The 19,145-nt window shown below is 47.3% G+C and carries 8 protein-coding genes; 2 read left to right on the top strand and 6 right to left on the bottom strand.

What is annotated here, in order from left to right:
- Nucleotides 1–171: 171 nt before the first annotated feature.
- The gene (locus R3D00_24870; protein MEZ4776432.1) at nt 172–951 is read left to right on the top strand and encodes a hypothetical protein; all 780 of its coding nucleotides are present in this window, start codon (nt 172–174) and stop codon (nt 949–951) included.
- Nucleotides 952–1,036: 85 nt separating this feature from the next.
- On the opposite strand, the gene R3D00_24865 is transcribed toward R3D00_24870, so the two are convergent.
- The 3 genes from R3D00_24865 to R3D00_24855 form a co-directional block, all read right to left on the bottom strand.
- On the bottom strand, nt 1,037–3,919 hold the full coding sequence (locus R3D00_24865; GenBank protein MEZ4776431.1) for a PKD domain-containing protein: 2,883 nt from the start codon (nt 3,917–3,919) through the stop codon (nt 1,037–1,039).
- Nucleotides 3,920–4,097: 178 nt separating this feature from the next.
- The gene (locus R3D00_24860) at nt 4,098–10,853 is read right to left on the bottom strand and encodes a PKD domain-containing protein (GenBank protein ID MEZ4776430.1); all 6,756 of its coding nucleotides are present in this window, start codon (nt 10,851–10,853) and stop codon (nt 4,098–4,100) included.
- A gap of 339 nt (nt 10,854–11,192) precedes the next feature.
- Complete coding sequence (locus R3D00_24855; protein ID MEZ4776429.1) at nt 11,193–13,850, bottom strand: sulfatase-like hydrolase/transferase; 2,658 nt, start codon at nt 13,848–13,850, stop codon at nt 11,193–11,195.
- 130 nt (nt 13,851–13,980) lie between these two features.
- On the opposite strand from R3D00_24855, the gene R3D00_24850 reads away from it, so the two are divergent.
- Complete coding sequence (locus R3D00_24850; protein ID MEZ4776428.1) at nt 13,981–16,449, top strand: prolyl oligopeptidase family serine peptidase; 2,469 nt, start codon at nt 13,981–13,983, stop codon at nt 16,447–16,449.
- 10 nt (nt 16,450–16,459) lie between these two features.
- Here R3D00_24850 and R3D00_24845 read toward each other — a convergent pair whose 3' ends face one another.
- The 3 genes from R3D00_24845 to R3D00_24835 all read right to left on the bottom strand — a co-directional run bounded on the left by R3D00_24845 (nt 16,460) and on the right by R3D00_24835 (nt 19,095).
- Complete coding sequence (locus R3D00_24845) at nt 16,460–17,491, bottom strand: hypothetical protein (protein ID MEZ4776427.1); 1,032 nt, start codon at nt 17,489–17,491, stop codon at nt 16,460–16,462.
- 25 nt (nt 17,492–17,516) lie between these two features.
- Nucleotides 17,517–18,206, bottom strand: a complete 690-nt coding sequence (locus tag R3D00_24840) for a hypothetical protein (GenBank protein ID MEZ4776426.1) — start codon at nt 18,204–18,206, stop codon at nt 17,517–17,519.
- Nucleotides 18,207–18,300: 94 nt separating this feature from the next.
- On the bottom strand, nt 18,301–19,095 hold the full coding sequence (locus tag R3D00_24835; protein MEZ4776425.1) for an RNA methyltransferase: 795 nt from the start codon (nt 19,093–19,095) through the stop codon (nt 18,301–18,303).
- Nucleotides 19,096–19,145: the final 50 nt, after the last annotated feature.

Raw genomic sequence — 19,145 nt, 5'->3', positions numbered from 1 at the left:
TGGATATTTCTTGTATTTGAAATATGCCTGATTTTCCTTAACGCTTCCAGAACTACAAAATCTGAAAAAAATGTACGTTTAATTTCATATTTTGTAGAAAATTGTTCATATTTTCTTTACATTTGGTTAATATTGTATGTGGGAGTTTAATATTTTCCTGACTCATTTTTAATGAAACTGATTGAATTTCTTGGTCTGCCAGGAAGCGGAAAAACGACCCTTGTTCCATTCATTAATACTGTTATGGCCGAGAAAGGCCATGTCATATTTAGCCGAAGAGACGTACGACTTCTTCATGTTTGTGGAGGATATCGTAAGTTTCAGATTGCACAAAAATTCCCATCTATTGTTAAAAGAGCGCTGGTAAAGGTTTTCTTTCAGTTTAACCATACTGAAAGTTTTTATACAGAGAAGTTTATTCAAAAATATCCCGATCTGGTAGCATATGTGTTAAAAACCTCCGCCAAAAATGGTGTGAATGAAAAGATTCGGAGAAATAGTATTCGCTGGTTTTTGAGCTTAGGAGCTATTTATCAGCTCGCTGAAGAAATCATGCCTCCGGATGCATACCTGCTGCTTGACGAAGGGTTTTGCCAAAAAGTACTAAATCTTTTTGTTTCTGTGGACAAGGACCCCAACCTGTCTAAAGTCAAAAAATACCTGGAAATGATCCCTCTGCCTGATACGGTATTGTTTATTCAGACAGATGAAACTATTGCATTTGATCGTATGAAGCACAGAGGTCCAATAAAAAGACTTTTGGATGCTACCGATGATGAGTTGAAATCATTTCTATCCAGAGCCAAAGGAAGTACCGATTTTGTAAAAATCTTCTTGAGCGATTCTACGAGACTGGTTATCCTCGACAATTCGGAGGAACTCTTTAAAGGAAAAGAAATGATTTCTTCCAAACTCTCTGAGAGCTTTTCTGCGCAACCATTGGTTTCCTGAAATTCTTTTTTATCTGATAACAACAATAAAGGCTGTCTTTTTAAAGACAGCCTTTATTGTTTAAGGACTTAATAAGAAGGGGGAATCAATTTTTTACACTCAGCAGACGTCTGATCTGTCCGTTGTCGGTGCGGATAATTACAGTGTATATGCCTGCTGTAAGTTCGGGACGAATTCTTGCTGGTTTAGTAGTTGATACTCGGTTTTCTACATGTACAACCTGCCCAATCGAGTTAAAGATTGTAACATCGATCCATTCTGCCCCTGCGATTTCAGTTTTCAGGAAAAACTCCTCCTGAAATGGATTGGGGAAAAGTTCGATATCTTGCCCTACAGTCAGGCCCGGGAAACCTGCAGTTCTTGCCGGTGCTGAGGCTGGCTGATATTCAACAAATAATTTTGGTGCGCCAGTCGTAGAGCCATCATAAGATTCGGCTGTGCGTGTGCCGGTTCCATCTATCATTATGCCCAGCGCACTACTGATTGTCCAACCGGGCCTGCTGACAATTTCCTGTATAATAGCGCTGATATCAGGTGTCTGTTGATCCGGACCTTGCTCGCCGACTGTATTCCATGGGGCAGGAACCCAGGATGTGTTTGCCGAAGTTTTGGGACGATTGGTAGCGCTAAAGTTAGAAGAAGGATATACTGCTACATTGTCACTGGCTTCTCCGTGTATTGTCAGGCTGGTAGCGCCAGTTTTTACTTCGTCTACCGTAAACTGAATATAAGCATTCAAAATGATGCTTCCCTGCGGGATATTGAGTCCTGTAAAACGCATCGCGGTCAGCTGGGCGTTTGTTCCTTCAAATCCTAATTCAAGGTCAGAACTGGTAACGTCCATCTTTCCATTGGAAATTCTTTCTTCCACATCGTCGGAAGATGCATTGATTTGGGCCATAACAGAGACGGTTGAGCCGGGAACCAGTACGTCAAAGCTCTGGTCAACATTTGCAGCGGGCTGGTACGTTGCATCGCCTCCCTGGCTGGCACGAATGATCACCGTACCGTCAGTGCCGGTCAGAGTTATGGTATTACCGTTCAGGGTTGCAGGGCCAGAAATCAGGCTAAAGCTGACGGGAAGTCCTGAAGAAGCGGTGGCACTCACAGTAAATGGTCCGTCAGTGGTTTGTTTGTTTGCCAACGGAGCAAAGGTAATGGTCTGGGAAAGCTTATTCGTAGCAGCGATTGTAATGCTTTCTGTATCAGTAGCATTGCTGTCGTCTGTGACGGTAAGTACTACAACATAATTACCTGGAGTAGGGTATGTATGGCTGACCGTAGGACCCGTAGCGGTGTTTCCATCACCGAAAGCCCATCCATAACTTACAATGGTTCCATCAGTATCAAAAGATGCTGAGCCATCAAAATTAACAGTTATGGGTGCAACACCGCCCGAAATATCAGAGCCTAAAGCTGCCGTAGGGGGAATATTGAGAATTACTTGTGGCGGAATGCTCAGTGTGCTCTCTGTGAATACAGCACTCAGCGCAGAAGTATTTCCTGTAGCATCGAATGCGGCTACCTGGAAGTTGTAGCTGGTGGTATCATCCAAACCCGAAAAAGAAAAGTTGGTATTGGATGTTGTGCCGTGAAGGCTGCCGTTTAGATATACTCTGTATCCGGCTACTCCAACATTGTCTGTAGACGCACTCCACTGAATGTCAATGGATTCGAAGGTGCGGGCTGTAGAAGAGAGGTTGGCCGGAACAGAGGGCGGAATATTGTCCTGGCTGGACATAGCCAGGCGGGAGCTCCGGACTGTGCCAGAACTTGCATGATAGGCGAGGATTACCAGGTCATTGGTCCAGAGATCTTTTGTACTGGAGGCCATATCTACGGTTGAACCATCCCGACTTAACAAGATGGTTCGGTTTGCAGTTGCAAAGTCTCCGGGAGAATTCAAATCCGCAACTTTATAAACCAGATCGCCGGCTTTGTTGTCTGGGTAGCAGTACGCATAAACCAGTTTGTTGGCAGCTTCATTTGCTACAATAATAGGCTTTGTACCTTTGTCATTAAATTCTACCTCGTAATAACTCCAGCTTTGGTTGGGCTTTCTTTCCAGTAGGATAAGGGTAGGATATCCATTTTGGTCATATGAGGTTTTGGCTGCCATAAAAAGGTGGCCATTTGATGTAGATGCCAGGTTGATATGATCATCAGCCATTCCAATCCCAACATTTAATGCATTGGCATTTCCGGGTACTTCATCAGACGACCAGGTAGTGGCCGCATTCGTATCAAGGTGATATTTAAACCCAAAACGTTTGGCGTTATGGTTTGACCAGGCTACCCCAATTTTGCTACCCTGTGCATCGGAGAATGTAGATATTGCGGCAATGTCTCGCTGATCAAGTCCGCTGACAATCTGGATATCGCTACTCCAGCTATTGTAGGGGGAATTGCTCCAGCGTACGTTGACTATTCCGTTTCTTTCATAACACATCCACATTTTTCCCTGAGAATCGATGTCCATAGAGGCCGTCTCGGTCTTCCTTCCACCACCTGACCCCAGGTTGATGGTAGTCGAATTAGGATTTGCTGACCATGCCTGATAAGTTTGAGTACTTGTATTATACTGCAAAGTCTGTATCAATACGTTATCATTCACATCTTCAAACAGAAGAATATGGGCGAGATTTCCCACAATTTTCACATCTGCGAAAAGGTTATTGCTGCTGGTAAGAGTAAATACGGAAGACCAGACAGTGCCGTTGAGCTTCCATACTCGGGTACCTGACGAATTTGCCATTACACAATACCAACTCCCGTTGTAATTCCAGGTTTTTGACTGCGGTTTGTCAGCCGTACTTGTAGAAACGGAAAACTGTTGGAGCGTGGTGTTGGTAATTTGTTGTGCGGATAGTTTTGAGAAAAAAGATAGCTGGATGAGGCAGCAGAATACAAAAAATCTTTGTAAAGAACTGCGATCCGGAACTCGCAAAGTTGGGTAAATGGGTTTCATTTCATTAAAAATTAATCAACAAACATCTGCTCAATAATAAAATATTATTGATGGAGGGCATGTTTGGGTCTGGCACGCAGATTAATGAAAAGAGGAGCTACAACTGTAAAGATAAGATAAATTTGGGAAAATACCAGTTCGCCGTGTTTGATCGGGTTTGTTTTTTGTGAAGACCCTGCTAGTTTTTTACACTCAGAATACTCCTTACCTGACCGTTGCTAGTTTTGATGATGACAGAGTAAATGCCTTCCGTAAGGTGCGGCTGTACTCTTACCGGTTTGCGTACAGAGAGGTTATTTTCCTCATGTACGATCTGCCCAAGGGAATTGATAATCGATATACTGATATATTCAACTCCGTCTATTTCAGCTTTGATGAAAAACTCATCCTGAAATGGATTGGGGTAAAGCACCAGTTCCTGCGTTGGGCTAAGTGTTTCCTGTAATGCGGCTTTTCTTGCTGAAGCTCCGTTCGATGGCTGATATTCCACATATAAAATTGGCGCTTCATTGGTAACCGCTCCATCATAGGATACCGCCGTACGGGTCCCTGTGCCATCAATCAAAATGGACAATGCACTGCTGGTAGTCCAACCTGGACGGTTGACTATCTCCTGTACGATTGTGCTGATATCGGGGGTTCTTTGGTCAACGCCTTGCTCGCCTATAACAGTCCAGTTTACAGGTGCCCAGGGTACATTTGCCGAAGTTGTTGGACGGTTACTTACATTGAGGTTTGTTGACTGGAAGGGAGATGAATCATCGCTCGCTTCTCCTTTGATATTTAAACTGATTGCTCCCTTCTTTACCTCATCCACGGTGAACTGAACATAAGCATTGAGAATTGTGCTGCCCTGAGGAATGTTGAGGCCGCTGAATCTTATGCCATTCAGCTGCGCGTTGGGACCTTCAAAACCTAATTCCAGATCAGGACTGATGATATCTACTTTCGTTGTAGAATATCTTTGTTCGGCATCATCAGATGAATTACTTATCTGAACCATCACTACCGTAGGACCGGAGGGTGCTAATACATCAAAACTCTGGTCAACATCTGCCGCAGGGAAATAAGTTGCGTCCCCGCCCTGGCTCGCACGGAGTGTTACGGTTCCTGCAGTTCCTGTTAGTGTAACTGTATTCCCGATGATTGTAGCAGGACCTGACACTACACTAAAGCTAACGGCAAGTCCTGAAGTCGCTGCCGCATTCACTGTAAATGCTCCGTCTGTAGTTTGTTTGTCTGCCAATGGAGCAAAAGTAATGGTTTGCGTTTGCTTATTGGTTGTTACAATTGTGATACTATCAGTATCTGTTGCACTACTGTCATCGGTTACAGTAAGGACTACAAGATAGTTGCCTGCGTTGGTATAGCTATGGCTGGCGGTTGAGCCGGTAGCAACATTGCCATCTCCAAAGTCCCATGAATAGCTGACAACTACACCGTCTGTATCAAAAGAAGCCGAGCCATCAAAATTAACGGTAATGGGAGCTATTCCACCAGCAATATCTGAGGCCAAAGCAGCTGTCGGTGCTACATTCGGAACCGGGGGCACATATTCTGTAACCACAAAACTCTGATCGACATCAGCAGCGGGTGCAAAAGTTGCATCCCCCGCCTGGCTGGCGCGGATGACCACAGTTCCAGCCACGCCGGTGAGGGAAACGGTATCACCGCTTATGGTAGCCGGACCAGAAACCACGCTGAAGCTGACTGGCAGTCCGGAAGAAGCGGAAGCCGCTACGGTAAACGGATCGTCATTGCTGATTTTGGCTGCGAGAGGATCAAAAGTGATGGACTGCGCAGTTTTCTCCAAAACAGAAATGACGATGCTGGCGGTATCGGTCGCGCTGCTGTCGTCGGTAACGGTCAGCACGACATGATAATTGCCCGAAGTTGTATAAGTATGGCTGGCGGTTACACCGCTTGCAGAATTGCCATCGCCAAAATTCCAGATATAGGATGTGATGACTCCATCAGAATCGGTAGAGGGCGAAGCGTCAAAATTCACAGTAACGGGCACAATGCCGCTGGTGATATCAGAAGACAGGGCCGCAACAGGAGCGACATTAAAAACCGGGGGTACATATTCTGTAACCACAAAACTCTGATCGACATCGGCAGCGGGTGCAAAAGTGGCATCTCCCGCCTGGCTGGCGCGGATGACCACAGTTCCAGCCACGCCGGTGAGGGAAACGGTATCACCGCTTATGGTAGCCGGACCAGAAACTACGCTGAAGCTGACTGGCAGTCCGGAAGAAGCGGAAGCCGCTACGGTAAACGGATCGTCATTGCTGATTTTGGCTGCGAGAGGATCAAAAGTGATGGACTGCGCAGTTTTCTCCAAAACAGAAATGGTGATGCTGGCGGTATCGGTTGCGCTGCTGTCGTCGGTAACGGTCAGCACGACGAGATAATTGCCCGAAGTTGTATAAGTATGACTGGCGGTTACGCCGGTGGCAGAATTGCCATCTCCGAAGTCCCAGCTGTAGGCCGCGATGACTCCATCAGAATCGGTAGAGGTCGAAGCGTCAAAATTCACAGTAACGGGCACAATGCCGCTGGTGATATCCGAAGACAGGGCCGCAACAGGAGCGACATTAAAAACCGGGGGTACATATTCTGTAACCACAAAACTCTGATCGACATCGGCAGCGGGTGCAAAAGTGGCATCTCCCGCCTGGCTGGCGCGGATGACCACAGTTCCAGCCACGCCGGTGAGGGAAACGGTATCACCGCTTATGGTAGCCGGACCAGAAACTACGCTGAAGCTGACTGGCAGTCCGGAAGAAGCGGAAGCCGCTACGGTAAACGGATCGTCATTGCTGATTTTGGCTGCGAGAGGATCAAAAGTGATGGACTGCGCAGTTTTCTCCAAAACAGAAATGGCGATACTGGCGGTATCCGTTGCGCTGCTGTCGTCGGTAACGGTCAGCACGACGAGATAATTGCCGGAAGTTGTATAAGTATGACTGGCGGTTATGCCTGTGGCAGAATTGCCATCTCCGAAGTCCCAGCTGTAAGCCGCGATGACTCCATCAGAATCGGTAGAAGCCGAAGCGTCAAAATTCACAGTAACGGGCACAATGCCGCTGGTGATATCAGAAGACAGGGCCGCAACAGGAGCGACATTAAAAACCGGGGGTACATATTCTGTAACCACAAAACTCTGATTGACATCGGCAGCGGGTGCAAAAGTGGCATCTCCCGCCTGGCTGGCGCGGATGACCACAGTTCCAGCCACGCCGGTGAGGGAAACGGTATCACCGCTCATGGTCGCAGGACCAGAAACTACGCTGAAGCTGACTGGCAGTCCGGAAGAAGCGAAAGCCGCTACGGTAAACGGATCGTCATTGCTGATTTTGGCTGCGAGAGGATCAAAAGTGATGGACTGCGCAGTTTTCTCCAAAACAGAAATGGCGATGCTGGCGGTATCGGTTGCGCTGCTGTCGTCGGTAACGGTCAGCACGACGAGATAATTGCCGGAAGTTGTATAAGTATGACTGGCGGTTACGCCGGTGGCAGAATTGCCATCCCCGAAGTCCCAGCTGTAAGCCGCGATGAGTCCATCAGAATCGGTAGAGGTCGAAGCATCAAAATTCACGGTAACGGGCACAATGCCGCTGGTGATATCGGAAGACAGGGCCGCAACAGGAGCGACATTAAAAACCGGGGGCACATATTCTGTAACCACAAAACTCTGATCGACATCGGCAGCGGGTGCAAAAGTGGCATCTCCCGCCTGGCTGGCGCGGATGACCACAGTTCCAGCCACGCCGGTGAGGGAAACGGTATCACCGCTTATGGTAGCCGGACCAGAAACTACGCTGAAGCTGACTGGCAGTCCGGAAGAAGCGGAAGCCGCTACGGTAAACGGATCGTCATTGCTGATTTTGGCTGCGAGAGGATCAAAAGTGATGGACTGCGCAGTTTTCTCCAAAACAGAAATGGCGATGCTGGCGGTATCGGTCGCGCTGCTGTCGTCGGTAACGGTCAGCACGACGAGATAATTGCCCGAAGTTGTATAAGTATGGCTGGCGGTTATGCCGGTGGCAGAATTGCCATCCCCGAAGTCCCAGCTGTAAGCCGCGATGAGTCCATCAGAATCGGTAGAGGTCGAAGCGTCGAAATTCACGGTAACGGGCACAATGCCGCTGGTGATATCGGAAGACAGGGCCGCAACAGGAGCGACATTAAAAACCGGGGGCACATATTCTGTAACCACAAAACTCTGATCGACATCAGCAGCGGGTGCAAAAGTGGCATCTCCCGCCTGGCTGGCGCGGATGACCACAGTTCCAGCCACGCCGGTGAGGGAAACGGTATCACCGCTTATGGTCGCCGGACCAGAAACTACGCTGAAGCTGACTGGCAGTCCGGAAGAAGCAGAAGCCGCTACGGTAAACGGATCGTCATTGCTGATTTTGGCTGCGAGAGGATCAAAAGTGATGGACTGCGCAGTTTTCTCCAAAACAGAAATGGCGATGCTGGCGGTATCGGTCGCGCTGCTGTCGTCGGTAACGGTCAGCACAACATGATAATTGCCGGAAGTTGTATAAGTATGACTGGCGGTTACACCGCTTGCAGAATTGCCATCGCCAAAATTCCAGATATAGGATGTGATGACTCCATCAGAATCGGTAGAGGTCGAAGCGTCAAAATTCACAGTAACGGGCACAATGCCGCTGGTGATATCCGAAGACAGGGCCGCAACAGGAGCGACATTGGGAAGATTCAGCGTGCTGACAGTAAGAATTGAGCTGAGTGCAGACTGGTTGCCTGCGGCATCCAAAGCTGTAACCTGGAAGTCATACGGCGTTGCCGGATTAAGTCCGGATACGGTAAAAGTTGTACCGGTGGTTGAGTCCCGAAGGCTTCCATCCAGGTATATTTTGTAGCCGGTAACAGCAGTATTATCGGTGGACGGATTCCACTGAAGGCTGACAGAAGAAATTGTACGACCAGTGGATGTGAGGTTTACCACAACAGCGGGTGAAGTATTATCCAGTACATCAAAACTTTGATCAACATCTGTAGCCGAGGCATATGTTCCATTTCCTGCCTGGCTGGCACGGATAACAACGGTTCCGGTAACGCCGGTGAGGGTAACGGAGTTTCCGCTCATGGTCGCCGGACCGGAAACCACACTGAAACTGACTGGCAGCCCGGAAGAAGCGGTTGCACTTACTACAAATGCAGCGTCAGCCGTTTGCTTATTTGCCAGGGGGCCGAAAGTAATGGTCTGTGCAACTTTAGGTGTTGCGGAAATATTGATGCTGGCGGTATCGGTCGCGCTGCTGTCGTCGGTAACGGTCAGCACAACATGATAATTGCCGGAAGTTGTATAAGTATGACTGGCGGTTACACCGCTTGCAGAATTGCCATCGCCAAAATTCCAGATATAGGATGTGATGACTCCATCAGAATCGGTAGAGGTCGAAGCGTCAAAATTCACAGTAACGGGCACAATGCCGCTGGTGATATCCGAAGACAGGGCCGCAACAGGAGCGACATTGGGAAGATTCAGCGTGCTGACAGTAAGAATTGAGCTGAGTGCAGACTGGTTGCCTGCGGCATCCAAAGCTGTAACCTGGAAGTCATACGGCGTTGCCGGATTAAGTCCGGATACGGTAAAAGTTGTACCGGTGGTTGAGTCCCGAAGGCTTCCATCCAGGTATATTTTGTAGCCGGTAACAGCAGTATTATCGGTGGAAGGACTCCATTGAAGGCTGACCGAAGAAGTTGTGCGACCAGTGTAAGCGAGATTCAGGACAACGGAAGGAGGCGTATTGTCAGAATTGTTTGCTATTTGAAGCAAAGTACTGCGTACAGTTCCGGTAGTAGGATGGTAACCCATGATAACCAGTTCATCTGACCAGGTATCCTTCATACTGGAAGCCATATCTACAACAGAGCCGTCGCGATCAATGATAATATTTCTATTGGCAGCTGCAAAATTGTCCAGGGAGTCGAGAGACGCTATTTTATAAACCATATCCCCTGCGTTATTGCTGGGGTATGCATAAGCAATGATAAGCTTGTTTGCAGCTTCATTGGCGACAACAACAGGTTTAGTTCCTTGATCATCAAATTCTACTTCATGATACCCCCAGGTTTGGTTGGGTTTTCTGTTAAGCAGGATCAGCGTGGCATACCCTTTTTGGTCATAAGAAGTTTTTGCCGCCATATACAGGTTCCCATCCGTAGTAGTGGCGAGATTGATATGGTCATCGGCCATACCGATACCAACATTAAGCGCATTGGCATTTCCCGGAATTTCATTGGAAGACCAGGTCGTAGGTGAGTTTGTATCAAGGTGATATCTGAAGCCAAATCTTTCGGTATTATGATCAGACCAGGCAACACCAATTTTACTTCCCTGGTTATCTGTAAATGCTACGATCCCTGCGATGTCTCTTTGGTGAATTCCGCTGACAATCTGGATTGTACTGCTCCAGCTGCTGTAAGGCGCATTGCTCCAACGGACATAGACAACACCACTGCGCTCATAACAAAGCCACATTTTACCCTGTGAGTCAATATCCATTGTGGCAGTTTCTGTTTTGCGACCGCCACCTGAGCCAAGATCTATCAGCGTGGCCGCAGGTTTAACCGACCAGGGCTGGTAAGTTTGTGTGCTGTTGTTGAATTCCAGCGTCTGGATATAAACGTTGTCATCCAAATCGTCGAAAAGAAGGATATGTACGAGATTGCCCACAACCTTCACATCTGCATGCAGGTCGTTGCTGGTTGTTAAGGTTACTACAGAACTCCATGACGTGCCATTGAGTTTCCATACCTTGGTTCCCGATGTGTTAGCCATTACACAGTACCAATCCCCATTGTAGGTCCATACTTTCGACTGAGGCTTATCGGCCGTAGTCGTCGATACTGAAAACTGCTGGAGGTTTGTATTGGTAATTTGTTGAGCGGCCAATTGTGAAATGAACAACAATTGGAATAAACCAACAATGAGAAAAGATCTTTTAAAAGAAAACAGGCCCTTGCAAACAGGGACATAGCTTGGCTTAAAGCGCACTTTCATTTTTTTCCAGGGTTAATAATACAAACCTATTCAACGAAATAATTTTCGATGTCTGCTTGGGTTTTGGTTTGTGGCTAATGGCTGTCTGATAAAGGATAATGAAGACGTAAATATATGACTAATCCTTTCTTATTAATTGACCAAAAACTGAACCCACAGGAATGATGCCCCACTGGTAAAAAAACGATTGTGAACAGAATGTTAATTTAATGCGTTTGTTTGTTATTTCCTTTAATCTGAAAACCTGAAGGAATACAACAACCTGCCATTCACACTGTTTCTGAAAGCAACGGTGGCCGGGCCTGCTTTAGGCTTTACCTGTGTATTGCAGTAGCTATTATCTGTGCTTGTCCACAACACGTTGTATTTCAATCCATTAAATTGATTTTTTCCAACTTCTGGTAAAATTGGGGTTTCCGTGGTAATGGGCGATTGTGTCTCTGACCGGGTAGCGATTTCCCATACTCTGGGGAGTAGTTTCAGTGACATACTTTTTTGTGCGTCTTCGGATAAAAAGATAATCTGGCGTTTGGTTTTGCTTAGATTTTTCAGAAGCGTTTTTCTGTCTTTGATCATATCTGCCGAAGCCTCCGTTTGAGTCGTGAGTGAGGGGTCAAACAGCAGATTTGGCGAGGCAATGAATACGTACTTTGATCTGGACTGATTGATTTCTTTCAACATCCATGCTTGTTGTGTTTTCTCCGGAATACCTTCATAAACAACTTTTCCTGTGATATCGCTGACTGTGCGGAATAGTTTGGGGTCGGGAAATAAAAACAGGCAGTTGCTGATATTTTGGCTATAATTCCCTGTTTTTTGGGGAGAAATGATTTCTCCTGAAGGGAAAAATGTGGGAATATTTCTATGATAGCGGGCATTGAGCGGGTCTTCTCTCAGCCATTTTTCGAATGGTTGCCAGCCGGAAACAGATTGAGAGGGGCCTTTGGTTTTGATACCAAAATATACGGTATCATTCATGCCCCGAATAACTGCTGCCGGGATTTCGGGGTCAATCCATGGGGTCGGCAATGGGTAAAAACCCTGGCCAAATTCAAAAGAAAGCCCAGATTTGGTATCCTGCGCAGGAAGCGTAAAAAAAGAACCTTTGGTACCCTGATAATTATCGGTAGCAACCTGATAAAAATAACAGGTGCCGGGTTGAAGCCCTTCGAGCCTGACCCATCCGGTATTATCGTTTTCTCCCAAAGTAGTTGTGCGGCTGATCCCGAGGGTGAGGTTGTCTTTATCTAATCCATATCTTACAAAAAAACCTCCGGGTGCAGAAGTTCGTGCCCAAATGTCCATCGTGGTACTTGCCGCTTGTCCCAATACGCCGCCGTGGGTGATATAGATACCCCCCTGCTGATCGACAAGGCTTTTCCGGAAGGGGACAAGGCCGGCGGGATTATTGGTATAATAAGGATAGTAATCCCAGGGGTTTTTCCCCTCCATTCGCGGATCTTTGGTTTGGGTTTGGTATGCTTCCAAAGAGTTTCGGAGGTCTTTTTTTATTTCTTCATATTCCGGTAGTTGTGCAAGATTATGGATTTGATCAGGATCTTTTACGACGTCATATAGCTCTTCTGCCGGGCGTTTCCCAAAACAAAGATCAAAATAGGGTTTTACCGCCGGACGATCTCTGTTTTGAATCAGGTAACTTGTGGCAGGGCCGGCATCCGTGTCTCCAAAGAGAAACCCTTGCGGTGATTGAAAAGTCGCATCTCCATGTGGCCACCGGTAAGGCGCGTAGTTTCGTATGTAAAGATACTCAGCTGTGCGTATCGCACGGGCAGGATAACCCGGGTCGTTTTCATCCTCCTCCGGTCGGCAAATAGCATGTCTTTCTCTTCCAAAAAAAACTCTGTCCCGCTCCGCTTCAATGCGTCCGGATTGTCCGGAATTTATGATCTTAATCAGACTTTTTCCTGTCATATCAGGATTTTGGGGTAGGCCTGCAGCTTCAAGGAAAGTAGGCGCAAGATCAGTAAGGCTGACAAAATCGTCCACTACCATACCCCCTTTACACTGATTTCCCCAGCGCAATACTAATGGTACCCGTACGCCATAATCATATAGTGTGCCTTTGGCTCTCGGAAAGGGCATGCCATTATCACCCGTGACCACAATCAGTGTATTGTCAAGTTCGCCGCTGATTTTCAGATAATTGAGTATCCGCCCGATCTGGTTGTCTGCATATTGTATCTCATAGAGGTAGTCGAGCATATCGTTGCGGATTTCAGGCACATCCGGATAAAATGACGGATAATTCATGAGTTTGCCATTCATACCTGATTCCCGTCCTGCACCAGTTTTATAAGGGCGATGTGGCTCAAAAAAGCCTACCCAAAAGCAGAAAGGCTGCCCACTCTGGCGGGTATTGATAAATTCATTAAAGTTGGCTGCATAGTCAATAGAGCTTAAAGCGGAAGAAATATCCTTCGTTTTATGCCTGTTAAAGGCGGTTCCGCTGGGGTTTCTTACTCTTCCCGCGATCGCAAATTCTCCCGGTGCCCAGCCTTTTCCGGTAAAACCCACATGATACCCTGCCTTTTCAAGTATGTCGGGATATACGGCAAATTTTGTCGCCAGCGGCCCATGAAGGCTCGCGCCTTCCTCCAGTCTCCAGATTTCCTGTCCGGTAAGTATCGCCGCCCGGGCAGGAGTACAAGACGGAGTAGGGACATAACCATGATTAAATAAAATGCCTTCTCTGGCAATCTGATCAATATAAGGTGTTTTTACTGTCTTTGAACCCGTTATAGAGGTGTGCAACCACGAATGATCATCCGTGATGATAAACAAAATATTGGGTCGGGACCTGGGCGAATCCTGTCCTGTCAGGTGGGCTACCCATATCGATAACAACACAAGTAACAGAGCGTTGCGCATATATGTATCTGGTGGAATTAGTATACGAAATATCAGCAGAATTTCACAATTTGAAATCATTTTTCTTTGGACAGAATAAAAAGTTTTTGTTGGTTATCACTCATTGTTATTTACTTCAAAAATTGCCCCTATGAATCGCTTTCTGTTTAGCTATTTGGCGTATTTTCTGGTTCTTCCCGCCCTCTTTTCCCAGTCTGTGCCCGGCGTTATTTCTCAGGCGCTGTCCGTCGAGACCTCCCGCTATCACTACGGGAGAATCATCCATGCAGATCCTGTGCTGGCTGCGCTTTCTGAAGGTACGTTTTCCCTTCCCAAACCCGGAGACGAAATCGATCTGGCAGATTCAAAGAAAGCCTGGCAGACCATTCAGGCAGACGGGGAGGGCTGGTTTTCCGGACCTGCACTGCGGGGTGGATATGTTTGTGTTTCTTATCGTTCTTCCAAAGCACAAATCGTCCTCCTGGAAGAAATGGGCAATCTCTGGGCCTGGGTTAATGGCGAATTTCGCATCGGCAATCAGTACCAGAGTAAGGACAATTTCGAGGCATGGGAACCTGATTTTGGCTTCTCTATGGTTCCTGTCGAACTGAAAAAAGGGAATAACCTGCTGGTGTTTCGCTGCAACCGGGGGCGTTTTAAGCTGAAAATCCACGAATCGGCTGCGCCTGCGTTTCTAAATGCCAGAGACGCCACGCTACCTGATCTTCTTATCGGGCAAATACCCGATTATCTGGGCGCAATTGTCGTAGGTAATGCCCGCAATCAGCCCGCAGAAGGGTACCAACTCCAAATTTCTCTTCCCGATGCAGAAATGCAAAAAGTAGAAATCGGTTTCCTCCCCCCGCTGGGTTTGCGAAAAATTCCTTTTAAAATTTTGGGTAAATTTCCGGTAGATCATAACGATTCCAGCCCGCTTCTGCTCAAAGTTACGGATGCTGGTGGGAAAGTGCTCACAGAAACTACACTTACCCTTCGTCACCGATCTCCGCAGGAACTCCACAAACGCACCTATCAGAGCAGCGTCGATGGAAGTGTTCAATACTTTGCCGTCAATCCCGCCAATGGCCCCAAAGGCCCGAAAGCGCTGGTATTATCTGTCCACGGCGCTAATGTCGAAGGCCTGAATCAGGCGGCTTCCTATTACCCAAAATCGTGGGTAAATATTGTTTCTCCCACCAACCGCCGCCCGTACGGTTACAACTGGGAAGACTGGGGAAGAATGGATGCGCTCGCCGTACTGGAAGAGGCAAAAAAATTGTACGAAACCGATCTTCAGCGGGTATATCTTACCGGTCATTCGATGGGCGGACATGGTACCTGGAGCCTGGGGGCTACCTTTCCCGACCATTGGGCAGTGATCGCTCCCAGTGCAGGGTATATGAATCTGGTCAATTACTACAGCAGCTTTGTGCCTCAGCAGATGCCGGAGGAAAACACCCTGATCAGGCGAAGCCGAAATATGGCCATGACTGACAGCATGGCGATCAATTACAAGCAAAACGGCGTGTATATCCTTCACGGCGGAGCCGATGATGTGGTAAGACCCGAACAGGCGCGTTACGCAGTTTCTGTTTTGGAAAAGTTTCACAAAGACTTTGTCTACCACGAAGAGCCGGGTATGGGCCACTGGTGGGATATTTCGGATGAGGAGGGAACGGATTGCGTGGACTGGCAGCCGATGTTTGACTTCATGGCCCGCCACATTCGCCCCGGAAAAGATAAAATCAGGGAAATCAATTTTACTACAGCAAATCCTGGTGTTTCTTCCACCAACTACTGGGCGACGATCTACGACCAGTGGCACAAACTGGCCTTCAGTAAAATCCACCTGCGCCTCGATCCCGGTCAGAACAGAATCGTTGGTACAACCGAAAATGTTTCCGTCCTGGCCATTGACGGTGATGTACTGAACGTAAACCGAATCATTACGATCGTGCTCGATACTGATACGCTCAGACTTTCGTTTCCCTCGGATCAGTATTACTTTACCCACAACGGAAAAAACTGGACGGCAACCGGACAGCCTGCTCTTACTCAGAAAGGCCCTCATCGTTACGCCAATTTCCGCGATGTGATTAATCATCGGGTGGTGTTTGTGTATGGAACGGCAGGAACTGCAGCAGAAAATGCATGGGCCATGCAAAAGGCCCGTTACGATGCCGAATCGTTCTGGTATCAGGGCAATGGCTCCATTGAAGTCATACCGGATAATCTGTATTCTTCCGAAAAATACACAGGAAGAAACGTCGTGATTTACGGGCATTCACAGAGCAATCTCGCATGGAAACAACTGCTGGAGGACAGTCCGGTTCAGGTAGTGCGGGGGGAAATCATTGTGGCAGAAGAAACCTATACCGGCGACGACCTGGCGACGATATTTATCCGCCCGATAAAAGGTAGTGAAAACAATATGGTGGGAGTGGTCAGTGGTACAACGGATAAAGGCATGCATATTACCGATCAGATGTTGTATCTGTACCCTGGGTTTGGCCTTCCAGACCTGGCGATATGGGATGCGAAGACCTGGACAGGTGGAAAAGCCGTGCTGGCCGGGTATTTTGGTTCGGACTGGTCGGTAGAGAAGGGGGAGTGGGAATAAACCACCACAATCAGTTGCTGAAGTTGTCCAGCATCAGAGAAAGTTCCTGCTCCAGTAGATCCAAATCGGAGCCGGACTTTTCCTTCAGAACTTTGAATCCGGTGTTTCGGATCGATAACTGGTCCAACCCACTCTGGCTTAGTCCGCCTGATTTCTGGACAAATACCAGGAACACTTGCGAGCGATTTTTGATTTCTTCCCAACGATCTCCCATCACAACTTCGTGTAAACTGGCGCGATGCTGGCTGATAGATTCAAATAAGCCGCCAAACTTTGCCTTGAATATTTCTGTCTGTGAGTTGTAACTATTGGACCGGTTATTAAGCTCGATCTGGTAATTGCTCAGATCGGTTTGCCCTGCCATCACTTTATCGTTGATTTCATCGACGATATCCAGCAATGCCTGCGTCGCGGTTTTGAGATTGTGGATTGCCGTTTTGAATTCTGTCTGAGAAACTCCGATTTGGGATTCCAGTGTTTGCCTGTCTGCGGCATTCACTTCGGGCAGAAACAGGGTAGGGCGAATGACTTTTTCAGAAGAACCACAAAGTAAGGCCCAGTTGGACTTGCTTACTTTTACATATTCCATAATGCTGGATACGTTTCCATTGGCGCAGCGGTAGGTTCCGCTGTTATAACTGTCAGTTTTAAAACTACCATGGAAAATCAAACCGTTGGCCTGGTGTACCGATACCATTCCGTCCGGAATCCGGAGGTTTGTAAATACGGTTTTAATCGTGTCTCCGCTTTCAGATTCACGGATCATTCCCGAAAGGTTTTCTATTCCGTTTAAAAACCACCCACTGCAAATATCACCCGACACCAGAGTCAGCGTGCCCCGACCGTTAAATACCCCGTTTTCAAATCCTCCTTCATACATATTGCCACTGGCATCCTGATATTTTCCTGTACCCGTCTGGCAATCTCCGCTCAGACAAGTGCCTGTTTGTGCCAATGGGGCAAAATGTAGCTGTTGGGCCGGAAGGGTATAAACTCCCATAAAAATCAGCCCCGATAACAGTGATTTGCTGAAAATATTCATAAAACAGAGGTATGTGTATGGAAAACTATTGGATAAATATGGCGACGTTAAATTGCAGACCATACAATTTTACACGGGTTTCGCCGACAGGGTAAGGGGTGCCAATGCCTGTAAGCGAACTGTTGAGCGATTGCATTTCTATTTTCTTTAATGGCAGACGGTAAAAAGGTTTGACCTGGAATGCTGCTTTTGAGCCGAGTGGAATTTGCACAACCGCCATGATCCCGCCATACAGGCTCCCGGTTTTGTTTACTCTGATATACCGGTTGGTTCCCATTTCACTAATTCTGAAATTGGCGTACATATATCCAAGGTCAGAAGTGATACCGAGGAATCGATTTAGCATATAACCCGCCTCCCCTGAAACGGTATAAAAACCTGTTCTGATACCGTAAAGCGCACTGTTTGAGTTTACGTCTGCGATTACCCCATTTGCCTTTTCCGTGTTTTGGTATTTGGAATAGGAAAGATTCAGCCAGGCGTGTTCGGACTGATAACCGATAAAAACCACTGGTCCGAGGAAAGGATCAGGCGCGACAAAAGGCTCCGAAAGGTCTGGATTTGCCGTGTTGATATAATCCAGAAATGCAGCATATTCTGCCAGATTCGCTTTTCCGTAATTGTAACCCACCCCGATCATGGTTTTCACTTCTGATTGTGCAGGCAGGGTAAACCAGAGGAAACAGGCGAGGAAAACACACCCAAAGATTTTCATTTTAGTGGGATTGATCTGTTTGATGGAAATTTCTGAATAGCCGCCTAAAGTCAGAAAAAAAAACAACAGAACAATAATATTTCTTAATATTATACTATTTGAATTCTCTTTGCCTCACGGCCTCAAAAATAACGACTGCGGCAGTTGTGGAGACATTCATCGAGTCAATCGCGCCTTTCATGGGAATGATAATATTGGCCGTCGCGTTCTCAACCCAGATGTCGGAAAGTCCGGTTGCTTCTGTACCCAAAACAATTGCGGAAGGGATGGTAAAATCGGTTTTATAGTAAGTAAAAGAAGCTTTGAGGTAGGTACAGTAGATGGCGATGTTTTGTTGTTTCAGCCAATCGATGGTCGCTTGGGAGGATGCTGAGGCAATCTGATTGGTGAAAACACAACCCACACTGGATCGGATGACGTTGGGGTTGTAAAAATCGGTGAGCGGGTCGCAGATGATGACCGCATCCACGCCAGCGGCGTCGGCGGTGCGGAGAATCGCGCCCAGGTTGCCGGGTTTTTCTACCGATTCGAGCACAAGTACCAGCGGGGATTTGCTCAGCTTCAGGTCGCTGAGTGAGTGCGGTCGCAGCCTTGCGACCGCTAGCAGGCCACCCGAACCTTCCCTCACGGCAATTTTATCAAAGACTTCTGCCGAAACACTGACCAGCCGCAACTCCGGTAGATTCAGCAGATTTTCCACTTCGTCTCTGGCGATAAGCTGTTCGCAGTAATAGACACTTTCCAGCAAATAACCTGCCTTTACCGCCAGGGTAATTTCTTTCCTGCCTTCAATGAGGAAAACACCCTGCTTTTTCCTTTCCCGTGGTTTCTGAAGGGATATCAGGTTTTTGATTTTGGGGTTAGCGGTGCTGGTGATGGCAGGTTGCATATATGAGTACAAATCTATGACTATTTTCTATAAATACGATAGCGGCTTCT

The sequence above is a fragment of the Bacteroidia bacterium genome (genome assembly GCA_041391665.1).
Classification (GTDB): Bacteria; Bacteroidota; Bacteroidia; order J057; family J057; genus JAGQVA01.
This window is presented reverse-complemented; position numbering and strand designations above follow the sequence as displayed.

Coding starts and splice junctions, on each gene's coding strand:
- R3D00_24855 (MEZ4776429.1), bottom strand. CDS start 13,850: ATGCGCAACGCTCTGTTACTTGTGTTGTTATCGATATGGGTAGCCCAC.
- R3D00_24865 (MEZ4776431.1), bottom strand. CDS start 3,919: ATGAAACCCATTTACCCAACTTTGCGAGTTCCGGATCGCAGTTCTTTA.
- R3D00_24845 (MEZ4776427.1), bottom strand. CDS start 17,491: ATGAATATTTTCAGCAAATCACTGTTATCGGGGCTGATTTTTATGGGA.
- R3D00_24850 (MEZ4776428.1), top strand. CDS start 13,981: ATGAATCGCTTTCTGTTTAGCTATTTGGCGTATTTTCTGGTTCTTCCC.
- R3D00_24835 (MEZ4776425.1), bottom strand. CDS start 19,095: ATGCAACCTGCCATCACCAGCACCGCTAACCCCAAAATCAAAAACCTG.
- R3D00_24840 (MEZ4776426.1), bottom strand. CDS start 18,206: ATGAAAATCTTTGGGTGTGTTTTCCTCGCCTGTTTCCTCTGGTTTACC.
- R3D00_24870 (MEZ4776432.1), top strand. CDS start 172: ATGAAACTGATTGAATTTCTTGGTCTGCCAGGAAGCGGAAAAACGACC.